Origin of the sequence: Aristaeella lactis (assembly GCF_018118585.1) — a bacterium.
Lineage (GTDB): Bacteria > Bacillota > Clostridia > Christensenellales > Aristaeellaceae > Aristaeella > Aristaeella lactis.
Map to the genome: position 1 here is coordinate 2,266,522 of NZ_CP069421.1, position 22,909 is coordinate 2,289,430.

General features: G+C 37.4%; 17 protein-coding genes. All 17 read right to left on the minus strand.

Features of this window, described 5'->3' with window-relative positions; genetic code table 11:
* Positions 1-5 precede the first annotated feature (5 nt).
* Positions 6-410, minus strand: a complete 405-nt coding sequence (locus JYE50_RS10605) for an SRA domain-containing endonuclease (protein ID WP_084095510.1) — start codon at positions 408-410, stop codon at positions 6-8.
* Between the two features lie 51 nt (positions 411-461).
* Positions 462-899 (minus strand): very short patch repair endonuclease, encoded by a 438-nt coding sequence (locus tag JYE50_RS10610; RefSeq protein ID WP_084095511.1) that lies wholly within the window; start codon positions 897-899, stop codon positions 462-464.
* Positions 900-5,615 carry a DEAD/DEAH box helicase gene (locus tag JYE50_RS10615; protein ID WP_084095512.1) on the minus strand — a complete coding sequence of 1,572 codons (4,716 nt, stop codon included), beginning with the start codon at positions 5,613-5,615 and terminating at the stop codon, positions 900-902. It abuts the gene before it with no gap.
* Positions 5,616-5,651: 36 nt separating this feature from the next.
* Positions 5,652-6,617, minus strand: coding sequence for a DNA cytosine methyltransferase (locus tag JYE50_RS10620; RefSeq protein WP_084095513.1), 966 nt, complete (start codon positions 6,615-6,617; stop codon positions 5,652-5,654).
* Positions 6,618-6,631: 14 nt separating this feature from the next.
* Complete coding sequence (locus tag JYE50_RS10625) at positions 6,632-8,053, minus strand: protein NO VEIN domain-containing protein (protein ID WP_179138294.1); 1,422 nt, start codon at positions 8,051-8,053, stop codon at positions 6,632-6,634.
* Positions 8,054-8,091: 38 nt separating this feature from the next.
* Complete coding sequence (locus JYE50_RS10630; RefSeq protein ID WP_084095515.1) at positions 8,092-9,177, minus strand: DNA cytosine methyltransferase; 1,086 nt, start codon at positions 9,175-9,177, stop codon at positions 8,092-8,094.
* Positions 9,164-9,361 (minus strand): helix-turn-helix domain-containing protein, encoded by a 198-nt coding sequence (locus tag JYE50_RS10635; protein WP_084095516.1) that lies wholly within the window; start codon positions 9,359-9,361, stop codon positions 9,164-9,166. The genes JYE50_RS10630 and JYE50_RS10635 overlap by 14 nt, the downstream gene beginning before the upstream one ends.
* A gap of 202 nt (positions 9,362-9,563) precedes the next feature.
* The gene (locus JYE50_RS10640; RefSeq protein ID WP_084095517.1) at positions 9,564-10,490 is read right to left on the minus strand and encodes a restriction endonuclease; all 927 of its coding nucleotides are present in this window, start codon (positions 10,488-10,490) and stop codon (positions 9,564-9,566) included.
* A gap of 57 nt (positions 10,491-10,547) precedes the next feature.
* Positions 10,548-11,267 (minus strand): HNH endonuclease, encoded by a 720-nt coding sequence (locus JYE50_RS10645; protein ID WP_084095518.1) that lies wholly within the window; start codon positions 11,265-11,267, stop codon positions 10,548-10,550.
* 189 nt (positions 11,268-11,456) lie between these two features.
* Complete coding sequence (locus JYE50_RS10650) at positions 11,457-13,655, minus strand: zinc-ribbon domain-containing protein (RefSeq protein WP_179138295.1); 2,199 nt, start codon at positions 13,653-13,655, stop codon at positions 11,457-11,459.
* A gap of 80 nt (positions 13,656-13,735) precedes the next feature.
* Positions 13,736-14,140 carry a hypothetical protein gene (locus JYE50_RS10655; protein ID WP_084095520.1) on the minus strand — a complete coding sequence of 135 codons (405 nt, stop codon included), beginning with the start codon at positions 14,138-14,140 and terminating at the stop codon, positions 13,736-13,738.
* A 55-nt stretch (positions 14,141-14,195) separates the two neighbouring features.
* Positions 14,196-15,998, minus strand: coding sequence for a DUF262 domain-containing protein (locus JYE50_RS10660; RefSeq protein ID WP_084095521.1), 1,803 nt, complete (start codon positions 15,996-15,998; stop codon positions 14,196-14,198).
* A gap of 316 nt (positions 15,999-16,314) precedes the next feature.
* Complete coding sequence (locus JYE50_RS10665) at positions 16,315-16,857, minus strand: macro domain-containing protein (RefSeq protein WP_084095522.1); 543 nt, start codon at positions 16,855-16,857, stop codon at positions 16,315-16,317.
* Positions 16,858-16,969: 112 nt separating this feature from the next.
* A complete protein-coding gene (locus JYE50_RS10670) occupies positions 16,970-17,323 on the minus strand; it encodes a hypothetical protein (RefSeq protein WP_084095523.1) in 354 nt (117 codons plus the stop codon).
* A 22-nt stretch (positions 17,324-17,345) separates the two neighbouring features.
* Positions 17,346-20,075, minus strand: coding sequence for a YeeR family protein (locus JYE50_RS10675; RefSeq protein WP_084095524.1), 2,730 nt, complete (start codon positions 20,073-20,075; stop codon positions 17,346-17,348).
* Positions 20,076-20,181: 106 nt separating this feature from the next.
* On the minus strand, positions 20,182-20,388 hold the full coding sequence (locus JYE50_RS10680) for a zinc ribbon domain-containing protein (RefSeq protein WP_084095525.1): 207 nt from the start codon (positions 20,386-20,388) through the stop codon (positions 20,182-20,184).
* Positions 20,389-20,392: 4 nt separating this feature from the next.
* On the minus strand, positions 20,393-22,741 hold the full coding sequence (locus tag JYE50_RS10685) for a DUF4214 domain-containing protein (RefSeq protein WP_084095526.1): 2,349 nt from the start codon (positions 22,739-22,741) through the stop codon (positions 20,393-20,395).
* Positions 22,742-22,909: the final 168 nt, after the last annotated feature.

The window sequence follows — 22,909 nt, forward strand, 5'->3', positions numbered from 1 at the left end:
CGAAATTAATTCAGCATTTTTAATGGGAAAATAACTTTTCGTTCCATTTCACCATATTTATTTTGATGCATTTCATAATACGGTTCATTGTCCAAAATCATTCTGCCAATATATCTACACTGATACATATCTAGCCATTCAAACAGAAATATATCTGTATTGTTTTTTGTTGCTTCTGCTAATTTTATATTCCCCTGTTTATAAATTGACTGATTTCCTTTTCCAGAGCCCATATATTTCAGCAAGTCACCTTCCCAGACATTTTCATATTGACTATTTTTCTTTACGAATAAAACCAATATATTATTTTTCTTTGAATAACGGATACCACCCATACATCCGCAGCTCGTCTTTTTGCATAAATCATCATGAAATACAATCTCATTTTTTTTATAACCAATACTAAACATACTGCGCCCCCATTATAATATAACTTTTAAACCTGTTAGGATTCTATCAGCCTATTCGTTCTTGATTTCTGTCTCGATTCTATTCATTGTTTCTTCAAACCTCTTTTCAATTTCACATTCCCAGACAGTAATTATTCTCCAACCTGTTTCGATAAGCTTTTCTTTATTCTTTTTATCATTATAAACATTCCTGTCAAATTTATGCTGCCAAAAATCTGTTCTTGTTTTCGGTATGGTAGCGTCTTTACAGCCAGGATGTCTATGCCAAAAACACCCATGAACAAAAATCACTGTTCTATATTTTGGCAGTACAATATCAGGCTTACCCGGAAGATAATTAACATTCTTTCTATATCTAAACCCATGACTAAAGAGATACTTTCTCACCTTGATCTCTATAGAAGTATCCTTTCCCTTTATACGTGCCATATTCCAACTGCGTCTTTCTCGACTAACTATATCTGCCAAAGCAGTTTCACCACCATCCATTTATTTCAAGGCTTTATTCGTATGAATCTGAATATCAATCGCAGTTTCTTCACTTCTTATTTCATATTTGCTTTCCGGTAAACCATAGATATTTACCACTTGATGACTTGTAGAAAAAGTATTGTTTTCGATATACCTTTCATTTCCCAATGCCAGCCGTTCAATTTCATGGGATTGAAATTCATTGTAAGAATCTTGTTCTTTTATTATACTTTCCAGTTCCTTAACAAGCTTTAGCTTTGATATATTCTCAGTATCATCATCAGGCATAATAATATACAGATAGTCTTTAGCTCTACTGATTGCTACATTGAGTATATTCTGTTTGTTGAGAAACATCCCTTTTGACTCTGAAATTGCTTGTGGGGTATTTAATACAACAATAACAATATCACATTCATCACCCTGAAAACCATGTATAGTCCCGGTACTGATGCTGATATTATCTGTTTTTCCTCCTGAAGACATTAATTTTTCTATTAAATCAGCCTGGGCACGATAAGGAGCTATTATCCCTATACTATATTTTACTCCCGGATTTTTTGAAGCTATAGCATTCCTCAGATAATTCGTATATTCATAAGTAAATAACGCAGAGTATATATGATAAGGTGTCTTGTGCTGTAACAACTTCGGTCTGTATATACTTTCATATTTGCTTACAGGATACTTTATTATATTTAATGTCTGTATGTCTAAATAATCATCAATATTCAGTGTTTTCTGTGATTCTTTCTTGCGGTAGTGTTGCAAAACTCCGCCATAGGAAAAACGACTGAATACTTCACCTATTGTTGGCACACTTCTATACTGCGTAGTCAACAGCTTTATTTTGTATTGAATTGGAACTGTAACCGGATTGGTAAATGAATTCAGTTTAACAAGCGTATATATATTCTCATCCTTCCATAAATCAACCGTAGATACCGGTTCTATCTGAAAAGGATCTCCGGAGATAATAAACCGTACCGGGGTTTTCTTATAAAGTGGATACACTATATCTGCGATAGGTATCATAGACGCTTCATCTATAATTATATAATCCCAGTTTAATTCACGAATATATAGTCTTTCATTTCCAGGCATAAAATAGTCATAAGAAAACCGAGCTATGGTTGTAATTGTAACACTTTTTTTTATATTCCGCACATCATATGATTTGTCTCTATATACACCGGCTTTTTCAATTGTCTCGTCACCTGTTATTCCAAAACGTATAAGCCATTCTTTCCAGGAAGTATTATCACAAACAGCCATTATACGATTTGTCAAAACGTCTGCAGCTTTGTTTGTAGGCGTTAGCACCAGTATCCTGACTTCATCTTCTTTAAGTAGCGGTAATATCACTTGTGAAGATAGATATGTCGTTTTACCTGTACCAGGAGGGCCGAAAATAAACTCTATATTCTCGCACAAATTATTCTGCATACAATAATTCCGAGGTAATCCCAGTTCAAGAAAACGCTCATATAATGAATCTATCAGGAACACAGGATTTCTTGCGTCAATATGTGCTTCCTTCACTGAATGAAGGTCATAATCGTCAAGTTCATACCCATTCTTCAGTTTTACACGCAAAGAATATGATTGAACACTGGCAACCTCAATAGCTACTTTTTTCGTTTGATTTTCACCATTCAAAAGTAGAGGTATATCAGACAGATCTTCCAAAAAGCGAGGAATACTTCGACTAGGATAGCGCAATACAAACGTCCTTGATGTACCCGGTTCTCTATCAATTTTACCGAAGCTGACGGATATTTCTCTTGAATTCTGACTGCTCTCATAGCTATTCAATGCTTCCATTTCAAGAAGTGTACAAAACCAGCCATAAGAATAACGTGCGGAATTTCTGACTGAGTTATACAGTTTTTCATATCTGGCTATTTTCTCTATTTCCTCAACGCTTTTCTCTTTTGCTCTTTCTATCTTACCAGCAAAGTCTACCGTTGCTCTTGTATATTCATCTTCTTCAACGCCTTCGGAATCCTGTATTATATTCTTGATTCTGTCTTGATGACGTTCCTCTCCGCATTCTTTTTCTTTTTTTCTTCTCCTCCTTACTTCAGCTGCTTTTTTCATGATTTCTTCTGTTACACGTTCTATATCTTTATGTTCTTCAGAATCATCATTGGCATCATATTTTATTACAGCATTTGTCGCAGCGGGCTTTTTCTCCTGGCTGCTGTCATTCTGGTTATTTTCTTTTGAAGAGTCTTTTTCTTTGGAATATAGTGAAAAAGCATCATTCAGTGCATTCGGGTTATTTAATAGTTCTGTTAAAAACTCGTGATATCTGGGATCATAATGTTCCAACAATGTTTGTACTGCATTATCTTCATGTATAAATGGTAGCAAGTCGAGCAACGGTCTGCCTTTTTTTTCATAAACAGAAGATATTTCCGAACGCTTAATTTCAAACGGAGAGCAAAATGTTCTCTGATCTTCCTTATATATCCAACGACTATACATTAAAAGAAGACCTAATGCAGAAGGTATGTTTTCTAATGTATATAATGATTTCCCTCTCAAAGCAGCATCATTTGCTGCTAAAACAGTACCGAATAGTTTGTACACTGTTATATTTCGCGATATATATTCTGCCAGTGCAACAGAGGCTTTATATGGCAGACCATCGATAGATGCCGGTAATCCTTTTATTGATCGCAAAAGATGATAGTCATCTCTGGACGCATGATATGTTCTTGATAAATATCGATCACAATACTCGTTATACTTTTCCTCATTAAATTCTTTCAACAATGCTTTATAAGCATATAAATTTACATCAGCCGGTTCCAGTTCTGTTTTGCAACCTATTAACACAAGTTCATCAACAGTTAACCAGCCTTTGTATAAATCAGTCAACCAATTAACCTGCATCCATGCCAACAGATCATTTTCAGTCTTGGTCTGATCAAAGTATTTATATGGTATAAATGAATCCTCCGGCGCTTTCCAGCCATTTTGAGTTGAAATAAACGGATGACCCGCTATAATATCTCTTACGCGTATGTAATCAGTTGTTAGCGCTTTGCAAATCAATTTTATATGTTTAATGTTTGTTTCAAGTGAGACATTTTCTTTTTCACTTATGTATATGGGCAAAATCTCATTTGTTATTTCTTCAACAATATCATATTTCCTGATACCCAAAACTTGTGAATAAAAAGTATATGCAAAAAAGTCCTTAAGAATGCTTGCTTTGATTGTATTATTACATGCTTCGGGATTATTCAGATATACCAGGTATTTTCCTGTCCCATCCTGTGCGCAGCAATGCTTTCCATTTTCAAGACGCACAAGTGGTATATTGCGAACATCAATCCTGTCTTCACTTCGATCTTGATAACAATACGGCTGAATACTTCTCATAAGCATAATCAGCCAGGAATCAGATTGCGCTTCCAGCGCTAAAACCGGTATTTTCTGCACTAATTGTTTCCATCCAAGTACCTTCGGACAGAAATAATTGTGCAGATACTCTCGAAAAGTTCTTGATGGTTCCGATGCTATTGTCTTATCCATCCAGCGCGCTTTTTTATTTTGCACTATTTCTGTCAGTAAAGCATCATCAAAACAAGCGAGTATATTCTGGCTCTCAGGTATATACAAATCTGCAAGGCATCCATATTCCCCTTTCTCTGCTGTTGGCAAAACAGCATCGTCAGATTTGAGTAATTCTATACCTTCAGTCATCAAAGGTGATAGAATATTATCCGTAGTATATTTATATATAGGATATACTTGATTGAAAAATTTTAAATTGATTAGTTTATTGTCACGAAGCCAATCAATGCTCTTCCGGAAGACACCACATAATTTCATAACCAGGTTTTTATTGTAATCATTATTCTTTATATTATCTCTCGCTGGTGTAGTATCAAACGGGGCATGTATATAAAAAAACTGATGAGTTTCTATTGCTGTTGGAAAATAAGCATAGAGCAAAGGATTGTCTGATGGTATAACATTTTTCTCGCCATATGATTCTTCAATCTTGTATGCTATCATCACCGGCCTTTTCTCTTCTGAAATAAAAGCCAGAAGTCTTGTAATACCGGTTATAGATAAACTATTATCTTCAGAAACAGTAATATCTTGAACGTTTCTGGATAGTTGTCTTATTTCTTTCGTTATTATTCTTTTTGTTATCGGCTCATATGTTGTATATTCTATTTTTTTGATATGACAAAGTGTAAGCATACAATCAGGTATAATATATCTACGTAATGCACAAGCAATTTCATCATATGTTTTGTCTATGTTTTTATCTTCGTCGAATGGCAAAACAATTTCCGTCTGATTAAAGAACCGGTTCGTTGTAACTGGATAGGGCATAATCAGATTTTTGATAATGAAGTCATATTCGCCTGATTGTATATGGGGCTGACTTGTATATGCGTATACTGATTTAAATCCAATACCAAATCGCCCAATTCTATAATTGTCTGTTTTCGTGCTTGCACTTACTCCGCATACTCCACGAATGTCGTTTTCATTAAATGCTCTTCCATCATGCCGTAGTATAAAGCGGTCTTTATATAGATGAAAACTAACAAACGAAGCTTCTGCATCTTCAGCATTTTGAAGAAGTTCATAGATAAAATGGGTTCTGTCACTATATTGATCCACAAGAATTCTTGGCGCCCACTTTTCAAATTTCTGGCCATAATCAATAACATTTGCATTCCTGATAGATTCATAGATATCCATTCAGTCAGCCTCCTGTTACGCTTTATCGGACAGTTATTATTGTTTATTAAGCAGTTCAGCAAGTTCTCTAGCAATATACCAGAACATAACAGGTGCAATAGCGTTCCCTATTTGACGATAAGCAAGAGTATCAGAACCTACGAATTGGAACGATTCCGGAAAAGATTGAATTCGTGCCGCTTCTCTAGGAGTAAACCTTCTATACAATTCCTTTTCCGGATCAACTAGTAGTACAGGATCTCTTGAATTAAGGCTGACTTTAGCAAGGTGGCTCGTCACCGTCAGGCATGGTTTATCAAGGCTTTGCCATAATCCGCGTTTCATGTTGGGTCTTGCATTCTTCATACCCTCAACCGCTCGTTGGGAAAAGTAATACTTCTTATCAGATATATCCATTTTTCTCACTGCTACAGAAAGAGGAACCGGATTGTCTTTCGTGGTTTCCTCAGGAAAAACATATTCTGAGACGATATCTTTTCTCAGGCCAACCAGTATACATCTTTCTCTTTTTTGAGGCACACCATAATGAGATGCATTAACCAGCTTTGAATAAACTCTGTATCCAGCCGCTTCAAAAGCATCTACAACAGTTTTGAAAATAATGCCACTCTTAAGAGTCATAAATCCCTTGACATTTTCAGCTATAAATGCCAAAGGTTTTTTTGCTTTTACTATTCGAACCATTTCTTTATATAGGTTGCCTCTGGCATCGAAAGGGTTTTTTGTTGGATTAACAGTACTAAAACTCTGGCATGGAAAGCCGCCCAGAATAATATCACAATCAGGGATAACATCTTCTTTTATTTTACATATATCATCACAAACGACCGTGGCCTCCTGGAAATTCTGTTTGTATGTGGCCACTGCATTTTTGTCTATATCTGTTGCATAGATAACATTATAAGGCAACCGTTCATAATGCTGATTATTATAATCAAATCCTCCAATGCATCCAAGATCTGCACCGCCACACCCACAAAACAATGACACAACTTTATACATTCTATCCATCTCTTTCATTTATCTACTTTACTAATCACTCTATCTATGGCATCATTGCCAAAGTCCATTTTATATGTTGTTGGTGTTATGGACAAAGTCCCTTTCTCATAAAGTTTATATGGGTTTTCTATGATATACATCAGTACATTGCCTCTAACAAAGTATACCCGATATATAGAGTAATAATCTCCATGTTGTTGCGCAGCAACCCATTCATTCCTTGTCATGTTTATTGTATCCAACCATAAAGAATCATTAATATCCGGTGCTGTTATTCTCTTTGTTGCTTTGACTTCAATATACTTAACATATTCAGCCTTATCACCCGGAATTGCCATAACTGTTTGAATATCATAGCCTAGGCCTCTAGTTTTTCCCATAGCCAAGACCTTATTTGCCAATCTTGCGCTAAATTCCGAGACTCGTTTCTTTTCATATTCATAGACATATTTTTCACCTTCATCACCAAGCTCAACAGTATTATCATCTTCTTGCTCTGTCTGAGTGTCATTGCTATGATCATTATCTGAAATCAAAGCAGATAAAGATGTTTCAAAAGATGCCGCATCAGCGCTTAATGCAGAATAATACTGACCCCATGCAAATTCGAAAAATTCTCTGGCTTGTACCGAATTCAGATCATATTCAGCAACATTAAATGCCGGATCATCATCCCAATGAGAAGCAAACAGATTAATTGTAACAATCTCACGTTCATTGAGCCTGACAGTACCATCATTGTGTAAAACAATAAGGTTAGCTAATTCCATATAATTAAGTTGTTCATTTATATGCTGCACATTATATGATGATGCTTTTTCCGGATTACCAATAACATGAGATGTAATACCTTTGTTACGATCTTTCACTATTGTTTCCACAATCTCATATGGAGAAGCTATTCTTTTTAAGGCATCAAGTGCATTTAACACATAATACCCGATATCATTTCTAGTTAGTACAATATCATGTCTGCTCGCCTCTATCAAAACCTCAACAATATAACAGCATGGTCGTATAGATATGCCCAGGCCAAGCCTTTCTTTAACTGTTTCAAATTTAGTCATGCCGTTTGGAAACTGCATTTTATAACATATATCTTTAAAAAACGCCGGCTGATCCTGATCTTTAAGATATTTTATTGTCCTTTCACCCGGATATACATATATATCATCATTATAATCCGAATGTACTTTATAATACATACCGAAAAGCTTTCCAGCTATTTCAGTACGATGATTATTAAATGTCTTTTGTGGAGAATTCGGCGGTATCAGGCCACTCAATTTTTTATTAAATTCATTCTCAAATATACTTTCTTCACACGGACATATCTCATTAATAATCTGAGCATAAGCCGGCAAAAAATCCTCAATATCTTTCTGAGATTTACCTCGAATTATTGTACACCGATATTGATTCTCAGGATTGTACATCGCAAAGTCCTCCCTGCCTTTAAGCATTCCTGCTTCATTTATCCTCGTATAATAACTTTTCCAACTTCTTCTGCTATAGCTTTAGCCAGTAATGGCGGAACCGCATTCCCCACCTGCTTCAACTGACTGGTTTTTATTCCAATAAATTCATAACTGTCAGGAAATGATTGGAGCCTTGCTGATTCTCTAACTGTCGGAACACGGTTTGCATGATAATGAAAATGGTGATTATGGCCGGTATCTATTGTGAAGCAAGGCTTTTTGCTATTCATTCTCGTCCAAGCGATATGCACCTTTCGAGTTTGCCATAATTCCTTTGGTAGGGATTTATAATTTCCACCATCCGGCACCATAGCAATAATGCTTCTAGTTTTCTGAGTATGAATAGTTATGGAATGATTATGTAGTTTAGGACTATTCTCGCGCATCATACGCTGATATTCTGTCTTTGGAGGCATTTGATAATCTATTTCTTCTGGTAAAACTTCTGTTTCCGAAACAAAATCAAGGTCAGACAGCGCATCCTCACACGTCACATAAGGCTGTAAAAAAAAGGCATCTCCATGTGTTGGCTCAGGAAAAGCGAATCTTTCAGTGTTAAGGATTTTACGAGGATTAATTCCAACAAAGAAAACCCTCCGTCTTGATTGAGGCACTCCGTAGTCAGATGCAGTTAGTACTTTAGTTTCTACTATATATCCCGCTTTTTCAAAATCTTCAACAACTTGTGCTTTTACCGCCCCATTTCCCATACTGATTAAGCCGGGAACATTCTCCATTACAAAGACTTTGGGTTGAATATATGAAACAATATCAACAAATGATTTGTATAGTTTATTTCTTGGATCATCTATTAGTCTTTTACCTGATATTGAAAAGCCCTGGCAAGGCGGACCGCCAATAATTACATCTATCTCTGCAGCTTCTTTGCCTGCTACTTTTAGTAATTCATCGGCAGATACTTTAGTTATATCTTCATTAATAGCTTTTGCATCAGGATGGTTCCTTAGGAAAGTCACAATAGCATCATTCCACATATCTATCCCTAAAACAGTATTAAATCCGGCCATTGCAAAACCGCAAGAAAAGCCTCCACATCCACAAAACAAATCAATGACATTCACTGTTTTTTATCTTCCTTCCATTATTCTTACGTATATCAAGCGGCTTAATCGCGTTCTCGGGAATAGCCCATGCTGCTCCCAGTTTGAAAACCCCCGGAATACGACCAGAAGCGCAAAGTATCTGTATCCTGCGCTGAGAAACATTCCATTTTTTTGCGACCTCCGCAGCTGTTATATATGCCATATTATACCAACCTCATTATATAATTGATTTATTCTACGGGACGAACAAAATCATGGCTATTATATCATTCAATATCCCTTTTTTCCACATTGTTTTTATGACTGAATTATTATGGTTTAAAAGGTACATTATGTCTTTATATCAATAGCAGTCTTGCCAGAAATAACAACAGCAGTCTATGTATTCATCTGCTTGACTACATTTAGAAACTGTCACTGAAAAAATCTGAATCGATCCGCTTTACCTCATATGTTTGCTCAACAGATACACCCAGATTATATTTGATCATAAGTCGCATTAAAGCATCACCATCGATCAAGACAATATTAGATCCATGAAGGTTATCAGCATACTGTTTTGCTTCCTTACTGAAATGAGCGGTTGTAATAAACAAACCTTTAGATGCCTTTTCCCCTTGTAATGCCCCAGCAAACTTCTGTATTTCCGGTCTTCCCACTGTATTTTCCATTGCCCACTGTTTTGCCTGAATATATATCGAACTGAATCCCAACAGATCTTCTTTGATGATCCCGTCAATTCCGCCGTCATTAGAAAGTTTGGTGACTACTCCAGCATTATCTATGCCGCTACCATAACCCATTTTCAGCAAAAGTTGCACCACCAACTTTTCAAAATCGCCGGGATCCAACTTCATAACTTCCACCATCAAATCATTGGCCAGAGATGAGTTTACCTTTTTAAATGCATCATCCAAGATTTCCATAGGTGTTTTTGATTCTTCCGATTCTTCATTGTTATTTATCGGACTCTGAGTAGACTCGCCTGTCTGTACACTATGGAAAGAAACAAAAGAAGGATACTTTTCAAGATAAGCCAAATCTATCTTGACACCAGATTTTAAAGCCTTCTTCCCTTCTTCAGTTATGCAATAATGGCCTTTGGATGGTGTTTTTATCAAACCGGCTCGATCCAGATATGTCCTTGCCCAGGCGACACGATTGGCAAAAGTTGTCTGTTTCCCGCTTGGAAGCAACTCAGCCAATTCTTCGGCAGTAAGCTTCATTTCGTCCGAGGCAAAAGTCCTAACCTCTTTAGATGTATGAGTCTTCCCATCTGCTAAGGCTACTAAAAACGTCCCTAAAAAATCGAAGAATTTCGGTACCGCCATTCCTTTATCATCCCTTCATGCTATTTTTCTCATAACCATATGTGTCTCAAACTATAACTAACAGCAGGTCATTTCTACAAATTCTTCTTTGCTAAGCTTTATGCCACTATTCGCCAATCTATCTTTTCTTGCCTCATATAGTTGATTTAGCACCGGCATTTTCTGGTCTTTGGTTGCGTAATGCAGCATCCTATGGCATAAAGGACATAAACACACAATATTGGCATAGATATCAAGACTATTATTGAAAATATCCTGTCTTTGCATAGCAATTAGATGATGACCTTCCATATACTGTCTGCCCGTACTTGCGGCTATAAACGTTGTATGCTTGGATTCTATTTCACATAGATATCCCGCACTGTGGATTGATTGTTCTCTTATTAAGGCAGATCTCTTCCATCTTTTAACCCCCTGTTCAATAATATACTCTCCCGGTTCTACTGGGGTATCCATCTTGTCAATTCGAACAGTATGATCCTCTAGATCTGTTGCTTCCGCAAATGCTATATAATGGTTCAACCCCGCGCTATACATACTGTTTCCTCTGATATTCAATGATCTAAATTCTTCATCTGCAAACAAGACAGCCCGAAACTCATAAAGGCGGTTTATATCTGATACTTCATAGATATCTTTAGTTACAAGTCCCTTATTCAGCAAATGGACCGATATCCACCTCAAAGCCTCCGAATAATGCTTTATTGAGCTTTGCTTCAAAGAGGTTTTCTCTTGAAGATATTTTCTGAAGTATAGTTCCAGTGCACAAGTAGCCATATAATTATCCTCCTGTTACTTGAAGATCTCGACAGCCATATCGAAATATGTTAATTCATCAGCTTATCTTTGTTCTTTTCTCTTCTTCAATCTTTATGATCCTTGCGCTATCAAAGGAATGCCGGTTTGCTAGAGCCATGGCTTCATTTGCATCTTTTCCCTGATGATAAACAACAAATTCTGATCCATCTATCTTTTATTATACTTCTTCTTTTTCATTGACTGACTTGCTTTTTCATATCGACAATAAGAACAGCCACATTTCTTTTTACCGGTTCTATCAGTAACCCTGGCTTTATACTTATGTCCCTTGGGGCATATCCAGGATGCCATCAAATTACTTCCGAATGTTACATTTTCCGGTGTTCTGCCATTATTATTGTCATAATCCCATTCTGCAGCAATTTCAGGAAAACGTTCAGCAAGGCTTCTTCCACTAGATAGCAACGTTTTCATTCGACTTGTAACAACTTTATCCGTGTAGCAACAAATCGGACATGCTGCACCATCAATCGCACGTCTTCTAATCTGATTTCTCCACTCATAACCACATGAATGGCATTTCCAGTACGCTGGCACAGTGCTGTTAGACCGCACTTCAGATGGTTTAATCGTGTTTTTATCATAATCCCAATCCATAATTAAATCCGGATGTTCTGTTTCAAGATCATTAAAGCCCGTAAGTAGCCATAAACCCGAGCAGAATGGGCATTCAGGTTTTCTTCTGGAAAAAGCTGCTACTTTTTCTTTCCAAAGATGGCCTACCGAGCACTTCCAGTAACAGGTCTTCATTGAACCAGCAGATATTTTATCCGGACAGACACCTTCATTTAAATCTTTATTCCAAAAAGCATAATGTTTCGGATATAAATCCGCAAAAGAATTAATGCCGGACACTATCATTGAATTCGAACATATAGGACAACCCGTTCCTTTTCCTGTCTTCACATTCGGCTTACATTGATATGAATGCCCTTTTTCGCATATCCACCAATAATACTTAACACTTCCCGGCATGATATCACAAGCCCGTAACGGAACATTTTTTTCATTATCCCACCATTTAGCCACCTCTGGATATCTTGTTTCCAGATCGTTATATCCTTTCAACAGCTTTTTCCCACTACAATACGGGCATCCACTATGTGCTGATGTCCTTCGTACAACAGGATTTCGCCATTCATGTCCCTTATCACATTTCCACCAGAACCATTTGTCAGTAGTTGAATTAACTTTTTCTGGAGTTACATCACCATTCTTTTCATATAGCCACTGTCTAGCGATTTCCGGATAACAAAATGCCAATGATTTTTCTTTTTGGACATTAATATACAACGACATAATAAAATCCCGATCCCTGATGACATCAACATCAACACTATCCACCTCCAGTATATGTAAAACATCTTCTATGACAGCCTGCAAACTCCGCATATCATTAGATTTTCGAAAAACAAAAGCATCACAGGCTTGATGATCCTGTTCCAGTTGAAATTCTGAAACACGAATTAGTCTTATTCCTTCTTTTTGACAGGACTCGTATTTTTTTAAGTCTCTGGTAAACGAATGATCATTTTTATGCCAGGCAACACCATCATACTCTATTCCTGTTTTTAGTTCAGGAATATATACATCAAGTTCTGATCTTTTATTGGATAAGCTATATCGATATCCATTAACAGCATTCGGATATGCCTGACGGCAATAAAAAAACAACGCTTGTTCCGGGAAAGATGTGTGCGAATATCTTTTGCAATTTGGGCATCCGCTTTTATTTCGAGTCCTATTGGCGACCTGTGCTTTCCATTCATAATTACATTCTTTACACTTCCACCATACCCTTTTTGTTGAAAATCTGGCAACCATAGAAGGTAACAGGAAACCGTTCTTCCCATAATCCCATTCAGATGCAACTTCCGGAAACCCAGACAGCAAATCATTAAAGCCTGCAAGAATAGTGTTTCCGCTGCAAACAGGGCATCCGGCTCCTTGTTCTGTTCTAGTAACTATTTTTGTACTCCATGTATGCCCCAGAGCGCATCTCCACTGAACTGAAGTATAACTTCTATAGTATATAGTGCGTGGATCAATCGGACCATTTGAAGAATAATCCCATTCTTCCAGAAGATCTGGTCGCATTGTTGCAAGATCATTGATTCCTGTCACGCAAGTTTTTCCTGCGCAAAGCGTACAACCCTGGCCATGTGCTTTTTGTCCGACACTCAACTGATAACTATGTCCTTTATTACACTTCCACCATACTTTCTTTTCGCTGCCTATAGAAATCTGTTCAGGACTGACATCTGCGTTCAGATCATAATCCCAATCCTTCAGAAGATCCGGACGTTGTGTTTTCAGATCATTCATGCCTTGAATAACATGACTCATATTTCCACCCTTCATTCTCCATATATCCGGTTATTATTTTGAAGAAATCCAGACAATCATTATTTCATATCATTTATTCTTTATCGACGATTTTGAATTATTCTCTCGCTTATTCTATCAGCAAATACCTTAGGAAGCGTCGAATCTATATTATCAGATTTGATCCAGTATCTTCCAGTCAAGTGCCCATAATCATTAAAATCGATTGTGAATTTCCATTCGGACAATCCACTCTGCGATAAAGCTGTTCCATGGACTATAGCAGTCTCAACATAATACTTCTTAAGCCTTTTTATATCTTTTTTGGCCTCAACTACCATTTCAACAAACTGTTCTTCAGTAAATCCATCCTCAAATAAGCAGGGTGTATTCCTACGTTTCTGTTCTTCCTTTATGTCGTTATATAACGCTTTACCACCACTATATAACACTTTACTGCCAACAAGAACAGCCCCCGCAATAAGGATTCCTGATAATATACCCATAGTACTTCTCCCTCATATATTCTTTCAATATAATACATATCTACAATACTATATATTACCAACTGTACATCTCAAGCAGCATCTTAACCAGTTTATCTGTTCTGGCAGTTATCCGATCTATTGTCCAATTATCTTCTGAAACAACATCCTGATTCAGATACAGCCCATTACGATATCCTATATCTTTTCCATCTTTTTTCCTGTCACGTTTTTCCTCAAAAGACATATTTGACAGATTTGAATTGTATCCTGTAATCGTCAGATTTCCGAGTGTGTGAACATATTTCTGACGGTATTCATTTGCAAGATCCCGTTTTCCTTCTCCTGCAATCATAGTTACCCAAGGATCCGGGATATTCTCTCCTTCCGGGAAGATATGTTCAATCGTCCAGACATACTGTTTATTATTCCGGATCCAAAGATCAGTATGAATCTCTTTCGTGCTATACTTTTCCTCAATACTGCACAGAATAAAGCGGGTAGCATCCGTCAATTCTTCATAAATCGGTCCGCGGAGTTTTTCTTCAAATTGTGTGTCTGGTGCCGAAACTGCTTTAAGCTGTTCCAAAATGCTATCTGCAATTCCATTTCCTGTATAATCATGGATTTTCCCCACAATGTCAATAAACAGCAATATCAATTTCCTGGTCGGAGGAACATCCGTTACATTTCGTCTGACAAAGAAAGTAATCAATGTTTTCACAATTCTGTTGATCTGCTCATCCTGAAGATCAAGGGCCTTCTGATTAGACAGCAAATACAGAAGTAAAATATATGAAGGGGCACCTCCTATACGAGCAAGATTTCTCAATGCCGGCGTATACACAAATTCTTTATCACTATTATTTACCAGAATCGCATAGTAATATGATTTTTCATGAAGATCCATAAGGATTTTTTGGTGATCCCTTTTGATTAAAGCCTCATATATATCCAATAAAGTTGTCCTTGTAGCAAGGTTTGCAAGAGGATATTCCCTCTTATCTTCTGGCGTCTTAAAAGGATTATTTAATTCGCTTCTAAATGCATTGTAATACTGGCGGAAGAAACGTTCCTGAACCGAATAATCATCCGGTCCAATATTTGTTAAAATGCTTTTCCATTGATTATAGCAACTATCCGCCTCATCACCAGCAAAACGAATTAATGTGTTTTTCATTAGATCAATTGCTGAAAGAGGTACACCACGATTATTCAGCGATTCAAATAGCATATAAGCACTCTTTGCTGAATCAACCTCAATCCCAACCAGAACAGCTTTCTCAAACTTATCCTTTATGGAAAACAAATCATCAATCGGTCTGGTATTCTTGTCTTCTTCGATTTTGTCATTAATAAGTTTAGCAAAATAGCGGAAAGCCCTTGCTATTCTCCGATTTCCAAACCAATATGGTTCAGTCTTGGTTTCGGAAATTATTCCATTTGATGATAGAACATAAGAGAAATCTTCATCATTACTGTTCTGTTTCTGAAGAATCAACCTTTGCCTGAATTCTTTTTTATCACGATTTGTAAGTTCATACCGCAGATTAATCAAATCATGCTTCTCGTCCTCATCCATCTTATCCTCATACTGCTTAAGTTTTGTATACAGCGCAGTAAAAAGAAGCATTAACGTTGTAAATCGCTGTTGCCCGTCAATAATCTCCAAATTGTTGGTACCAAGTGAACTAGTATTCACACAGATAAACGATCCTAGGAAATAACCTTCTTCGTTCTCCATTACATCATTAAAGAGTGTACTCCACTCGCTATAGCCCCAGGTATATTCACGCTGATACTTTGGAATGCTATATACACTATTACCATTGATAGAAAAAATTTGGGATACTTTCATTTGATCCAAATGTTTAATCATATAATCCTCCAACTCATAATTATTTGTTAATATACATTTTTATTCCAATATAAGCTCAAGCAAATAACTATACTTCTTCATACATTATATATAATAGTATTGTTTGTCGTGATGCCCTGTCCTTAGTCCTCCGCCAACAAGAATGAATATTTAGCTGTTTTCGTATATAAACATATATACTCCACATCGTTTTATTGCGAAGATACGTCCCTGGCGGTTAAAATCATATGAAACAGTGTCATATATACATCATGTTTATTATTTATCGCACAAGTATCTTCTAACCCACAAGTCTATCCATATATCCTTAAGCATTTCATAAGCTCTGAGTTTCTCTATCCTTTTGTAGCTGCGCCAAGGTTTTCTTGCCTTCCGCCAGGATATCATCATCAATCACAGCAAATTGAATATCAATATCCACATCTGGATTATTCTCCTGATAATCCAAGCAGGCCTGAAGTGCTTTTCTCCATGCTTTATCAACAGGATAACCAAATATACCAGCAGAGATTAACGGAAAGCCAATGGATTTACAGTCATTTTTCACTGCCAGGATCAAAGATTGCTTATACGCACTATAAAGTAGTTTTGGTTCATTATGTTTACCATCTGTCCATCGAGGTCCAACTGCATGAATGATATATTTAGACTTCAGATTGAATCCGGGAGTTATAACTGCTGATCCTGTTTTGCAGCCACCTATGGCATTACAGGCTGCTTGCAGTTGACTGGCTCCAGCAGCGTTGAATATGATTCCACATACTCCACCGCCTTGCCAAAGTCCTTCATTGGCAGCATTCACTAATGCATCTGTTTGAAGGCTGGTAATCCCAGTTTTTAGAATCTGAATTGTACCCATTTTCTCACCTGCTTATATGTTTGTTTCTCAGCACTAAATCCTATAATAAATTATAACAGAAGGCTAGGTTTACCGTTGTTTTTCGCACGTCCTCATTAAACAACCAAACATTTTATTGTAGCGCTTTTTGAATCCGTTCTAACGCTTTTCTCGCCAGGTTCTGTTTTATAATTCCCTCTTTAGCATAAACAGCTATATCTGCGGTCCCCTCTTCATTCCGTTGAATAATGGCATATGCTAAAACATTATTGAATAATCCAGTCTTCACACTTGTTATGTAATAATGATTGTCAAGATCTTCCTTCAAAATCGTTCCCATGCCAAAGATAGCATCACGAATATGTAAGTCTCCGGGTTTGTTGAATGTAATTGTTTCATATATCACTCGTTCTGATTCTTTGTCTATATCAGAAATGATATGCTTCTTTTTTAATTCTTTCAGCAAAATAGTCGCTAAACTTGTCATTTCTTTTGTCCTCCTTATTATATTATGCAGGATCTGCATCTCCTATTTCTGAATATATCTCCTTTAACGTTTCTGTCAGAACTGTCGAATACTCTTCTTCGGTAGGAAGAGACACATACTGGCGTTCCATGACAACTGGATCAATACACAATTCAATCAGTTGTCGTGCAAATGCTTCATGGTTACCATATTGATACATTTCTTTAAGCATATTCTGTGTTAATAAGCCTTGAAGGTTCTCAATTGAACGGTTAACTTCAACTTCTGTTAAAAAGTATTCTTCCGCTATTATAGCAAACTGCTCATTGATGATTTTGATCATTTCCTCAGCATCATCTTCAGCAATCAGGTCTGTTAATGCTTTTGCTCCTTCAGATGCCCCCCATGCAGCAACTACACCTAGAATTAAACCAACCGCAGTACCGACACCAGGCGCAATCGCAGTTCCAACCAATGCCTTTCCTCCAATATATGCCAATGCGCCTGCTGATATGCCCGCAATGTTTGTTGTTGCATTTTTAGCCAATTGCTTCCAGGATATTCTTCCTTGAATGATTTCTGCAATATCAAATGAAGTCAGCACAATAAAAGATACAGCCGCGGTTACTATATTCCCTCGTAAAAGTCTGGAAGCAGCTTTCATAGCAGCAGCGCCATATATAGCACTGCCTGCTGGTCTAAATGCATTTATTATAGCCGCAGCACCTTTGGGTCCAAGTGCTCGCACCAGCGCATCGCTAGCTGGTACCAATGTGGTATTCAACCCTGTTTTCAACAATTGTGAGGATAATACACTGACAATAAAAGTAATGCCTCCTGTTTTGAGTCCTCTGTATATAGAATGCTCAATAGCTTGTTCCATTGTTTCACCATTCCATAAACTAAATGCAAACTCAACAAGCGCACTTATTCCCATTGCAGAAGTTGCATACACGCATGCATGTGCCGAATCATACATAAGTGATTCTATTGTTCCTGCTTTTGCCAAGTGTTTTGCCTGCTGATAAGAAAGAGATCCTTTTCGAACAATCTTTCTTGCCATTTCAGTATCAGATGGATCCACATTCCTTACTTCTCCATTCTGAATACGTTTCTCCATTAGTTTTACCGCTGCCTCATATTGATTGGATGGAACCTCCATTGTCATTGGATTCCCCTCAGCATCAACATATCGATAACCGGTTTCATCAAAACATGCATTAACAGTCCGAGCTGCAGTAGAATAGTACTTTGTTTGTATCAGACTAATAATTGTTTCTTTTCCATTGATTATTTTGGTTGTTACTCTGTCAGCCCCATTCTTGACATTATTATCACCTATAACTGTTGAGTGTTCTCTTTTGAAAAAACCTTTTATATTGTCTATCAGATTATTACCTCTTTCAGCAGCCCATCCATGTCCCGTTTTTGCCACAACGAACTTAGATTCAACAAAATATCTGTTAATCGTATACTTCTGAGCAGCCTGATTAAATCCGTAAAACGCGCCATCTGATGCAAAATCGGCTTCAAATGAGACTTTTCCATCTTCCGATAACGTAACAGATGTTAACCATGACTTAAACTCATCATCTTTCCAATCTTGATCAGTTATAACGAAGAAAAGATAATCATTTTTGCTAGTCCATACCTGCAAAGATTCACAGAAAACAGCTTTCTCTACAATTGTTGTATTAAATCTACGTGCTTGGGCCAAATTGCCATTAATCTCCAGTTTTTCTAGAGTTCCCCACGATTCCACTTCTTGAAAATACTGTTTTATCAGTTGATCATTCTTTTTCCCTCTCATTAATGGCATATCAGAATTGTTTCCTTCTTTAGGAGAAACAAGCATGAAGATCTGATATTTTCCATCTTTATATGTAAAGTTCTCGATATAGCAATGATCTTGCGTAATAACAATATTCTGATCCTGTTCGCCGATAACAATAGGTCTGGTAAGATTATCCAGGCTTGATCTCAATGCTTTTATCCTTGATTCTGCATCTTCATGAGAATTTATATTCATTGCTTCAAGGATAGTAATTATATATTGCGCAATTGCCGGTCCTGTTATATCAATATCTTCTCCGAGAGCTTCTTCTCCCTTAATATTCAGTCTTTCTAAAAATGGAATTGCAAGTATACCTACCTGTTCTGCTGTTATTTTATGTTCCTCTGCCCATCTAGAAAACATATCCCACAGAATATCTTTTTCCTCATTTAGAAGAGAAAAAACCGACAATGTATCATAACACTTCTTCCTAATAGCAAAGGGATCCGGGTTTTCAGATAAAAAAGTGCGGATAGAGACATAATCATCATAAGCAATGATTCCTTCTTCTAGAACCATATCCCTTATCCATGAATACGGATTGTCAGAAGTTATTGTTTTTAGCCATATCACAAAATTCGACCAGTTTTTCGCCGCCCACGTTGTACTATCTTGCCAGGCTTGACTAGCCCATCTTGAAGAGTCTTCCCAGGCTTTTCCTACCCATTTTGTAGAATCATTCCATGCTTGGCTGACCCATTTTGATGAATCATCCCAGGCCTGGCCAACCCATTTTGTTGAATCATCCCACGCCTGTCCAACCCACTTCGAAGAGTCATCCCATGCCTGTCCAACCCAATCGCTTGAATCTTTCCATGCTTGATCAAACCAACCGCCAACAGAATCAAATACTGTTTTGCTTTTTTCTTCAGCACAAGCAACAGAGCACATCAAACAAGCACTCAGTATGATCGCTATAATCCGCTTAATCTTCAACACAAGTATTCCTCCCACATTCAGGATGACTTCTTATAAGGAGCTGATCATCTTTACTATCTATTTCAATTCCACATATATATGTATTTGTTTCAATACTTGGCTGATATCAATCGTCATCCCCCATCAGCCAGTCCATTTCCTCTGCCTCGTCAACCCAACCACCGTCATCTTTTTCTCCCAGGAAGCCGGCACCGCAGTTTGGGCACTTATTGAGTTTGTCCTTAAATACTGCTCCGCACCTGGAGCATTCATATTCGTCCGGATCAAAGAAATGAGAGTGTCTGATCAGATGGGTGCTGTTTGCTTTATTCATTGCTTTACTCCAGCATCTTTTTGAAGATTGTTCTGTACTCCGTTGATTTTGTCATGTCTTTTATCACACTATCAAGCGATGTTCCCTCATTCATTTTCTGAGTCCATTCTGCAAGGCCAGTCTCGTCTGCTTCACGGTTTAGGAGTACACGATAAAGAATCTTTACCAGCTCTTCATTGCCCAGGTTTCTGTTCGCAAATTCTGCAGAAGCGAAGAAACCTTTAGCAACCTGTTCAAGAGACTTCTGTCCGCCTGTCAATTGCTTTACCCAGTCATTGAGTCCTCCCTGATCTGCTTCCCTGCCAAGGATATATTTGTAGCAGCGCTGGACAAATTCTTCGGCTTTTTCTTTGTTAATTGTCCGTCTGGCAGATGTGAGAAGTGTCGGATCAACCGGCGCCGGTGTCGGTTCCTGGGATTCCTTTTTGAAATCCTCGGTTTTGACTGATCCCGGTGCGATTCCGTATTCCTCACAGATTCTCCTGAATTCAGTTGATGTACAGAAACCATTGATAATAGCACCAACAGGATAACCTGATTCGAGCTTGGATAACCACTCTGCTTTTCCTTTCGCGTCGGATCCGCGGCCCAACATAGCTTTATACAGGATTTCTATAATATCTTCATCCTTTATTTTTTTGTTTTTAAATTCGGTGCTTGTCAGGAAACCATAAACAACTTCCGCTGCCGCCTTCTTTCCGGATGTCAGAAGTCCAACCCATTCTTCAAGGCCTTTCTGGTCCGGTTCTCTGCCAAGGATAATCTTATAACACCGAGTAACAAAGCCCTGGATTTTTTCTTTTTGTTCTGCTGTAATAGAGTCAGGAACCACTCTGGGATCTGCAATGATATATCCCGTATCCATTCCGTATTCCCAGCACATTTCAACAAAAACATAGTATTCACTAATTTCATTAATAATCTCTTTGATCGTGCTTCCAGCTTCCATCTCCCTAACCCAGGATGGTATTTTATCCATGGCATAATATCCAAACATGGACCTGCTCAAAGCATTCACGAATTCCTCATTGTTTAGATTGCGTTTTTTGTATTCATCACTTAAGAAGAAGCGATATACTATATCTACTGCCCCTTTCTTCTTAGCTGCAAGCAGGTTTATCCATGTGGAGAGTTCTTCAGAATCAGGGTATTTATTCAGGATATGCTCATAGCACCGAACAACATACTGCTTGATCTTTTCATACTGTTCAGGCGTTACCAAATCTTCCAGTATTATATTGGGTTCATCTGTATTCACAGCTAATCCCGATCCGGGATTAATACCATATTCTTTACAGAGTTTTTTAAACTCATTGGAAGAGCAGAAGCCATTAACAACTGTTGATAAAGGCTCACCAGCATTCAGTTTGCCTAACCAATATGCTTTTCCTTCCACATCGGAAGAGCGGTTCAGCATAGTTTTATACAGAAGCTCAACAGAAGCGTCTTTGGATAAGCTGCGATTCTTGAATTCATTGCTGGATATAAAACCATTAATAACATCTGAGGCATTCTTTGAGCCGGTCAACAAACCACTCACCCAATAGAACAAACCATCATTATCAGGCTTTCGGTTTAAAATCAGTTCATAGCACCTGGTCACAAAAGCAGTCTTTTTATCTTGCGCTGGGATTACTGTCTGTGGAACTATTTTCTCTCCGCAAGCTGTACAGTGTTTTCCTTCGGTTAGCCCTGTCTCAGTTTCAGTGGGCTCAACTGCCGGATCAATAACAACGTTCTGGTGATGCTGGATAATAATGGTAGTATCATAATTTCCCTCTAATAAAACCCATTTATGTGCATATGAATTACATGTTTGGATATAATATATTAAATTCGAATTTCCTGAGAATGGAAGCATTAAATATTCTATACTATCCGATAATGTTACGCTTGTTAAATGGCAAGATTGGAACGCAGCGGTATGGATTTCTTTTAGGTTGTTTGATAATGTTGCAGTTGTTAAATTGTGACAGTTAAGAAACGCCCAATCCCATATTATACAAACGCTTGATAGATCAATACTTGTTAGCTTATTACATGAACTAAAGCTAAATGAACCTATTTCTTTTACGCTTTTTGACAAATCCACTTGGGTCAATTCAGAGCATCCACTAAAACCATCAACATGCATGATGCCTTCACCAACCACAACATGCTTTATATCTTTTCTTTCCCGAAAATAATCAATATATATCCTTCCGGTTCCTGTAATAGTCAATAAGCCGTTTTTATCAAGCATGTAATATGCATCATCCCCGCATTGGCCGGATTCAACTATATTATCCGCCAATGCATACGGCAAAAGACACATGAGCACAATAACCAACGCTAATCCTATCCACTTCTTCATGCTTATACCTGCCCTTCAATATCTTATGTATATGTTTATGTTATCTGCAAAGGCTATATATCATTGTGTGTTTTTATATGTACGTATTATAACATTCAACAAATAACGATATCAAGGCAGAGACAGGTTTTGATACTGTTTTTTACAATCACTTTTGAAATGTGTCGT

Bases quoted from the DNA above. Each gene is read 5' to 3' on its own strand.
- JYE50_RS10605 (WP_084095510.1), bottom strand. From the start codon at position 410: ATGTTTAGTATTGGTTATAAAAAAAATGAGATTGTATTTCATGATGAT.
- JYE50_RS10610 (WP_084095511.1), bottom strand. From the start codon at position 899: ATGGATGGTGGTGAAACTGCTTTGGCAGATATAGTTAGTCGAGAAAGA.
- JYE50_RS10615 (WP_084095512.1), bottom strand. From the start codon at position 5,615: ATGGATATCTATGAATCTATCAGGAATGCAAATGTTATTGATTATGGC.
- JYE50_RS10620 (WP_084095513.1), bottom strand. From the start codon at position 6,617: ATGTATAAAGTTGTGTCATTGTTTTGTGGGTGTGGCGGTGCAGATCTT.
- JYE50_RS10625 (WP_179138294.1), bottom strand. From the start codon at position 8,053: ATGTACAATCCTGAGAATCAATATCGGTGTACAATAATTCGAGGTAAA.
- JYE50_RS10635 (WP_084095516.1), bottom strand. From the start codon at position 9,361: ATGGCATATATAACAGCTGCGGAGGTCGCAAAAAAATGGAATGTTTCT.
- JYE50_RS10640 (WP_084095517.1), bottom strand. From the start codon at position 10,490: ATGGCGGTACCGAAATTCTTCGATTTTTTAGGGACGTTTTTAGTAGCC.
- JYE50_RS10645 (WP_084095518.1), bottom strand. From the start codon at position 11,267: ATGGCTACTTGTGCACTGGAACTATACTTCAGAAAATATCTTCAAGAG.
- JYE50_RS10650 (WP_179138295.1), bottom strand. From the start codon at position 13,655: ATGAGTCATGTTATTCAAGGCATGAATGATCTGAAAACACAACGTCCG.
- JYE50_RS10655 (WP_084095520.1), bottom strand. From the start codon at position 14,140: ATGGGTATATTATCAGGAATCCTTATTGCGGGGGCTGTTCTTGTTGGC.
- JYE50_RS10660 (WP_084095521.1), bottom strand. From the start codon at position 15,998: ATGATTAAACATTTGGATCAAATGAAAGTATCCCAAATTTTTTCTATC.
- JYE50_RS10665 (WP_084095522.1), bottom strand. From the start codon at position 16,857: ATGGGTACAATTCAGATTCTAAAAACTGGGATTACCAGCCTTCAAACA.
- JYE50_RS10670 (WP_084095523.1), bottom strand. From the start codon at position 17,323: ATGACAAGTTTAGCGACTATTTTGCTGAAAGAATTAAAAAAGAAGCAT.
- JYE50_RS10680 (WP_084095525.1), bottom strand. From the start codon at position 20,388: ATGAATAAAGCAAACAGCACCCATCTGATCAGACACTCTCATTTCTTT.
- JYE50_RS10685 (WP_084095526.1), bottom strand. From the start codon at position 22,741: ATGAAGAAGTGGATAGGATTAGCGTTGGTTATTGTGCTCATGTGTCTT.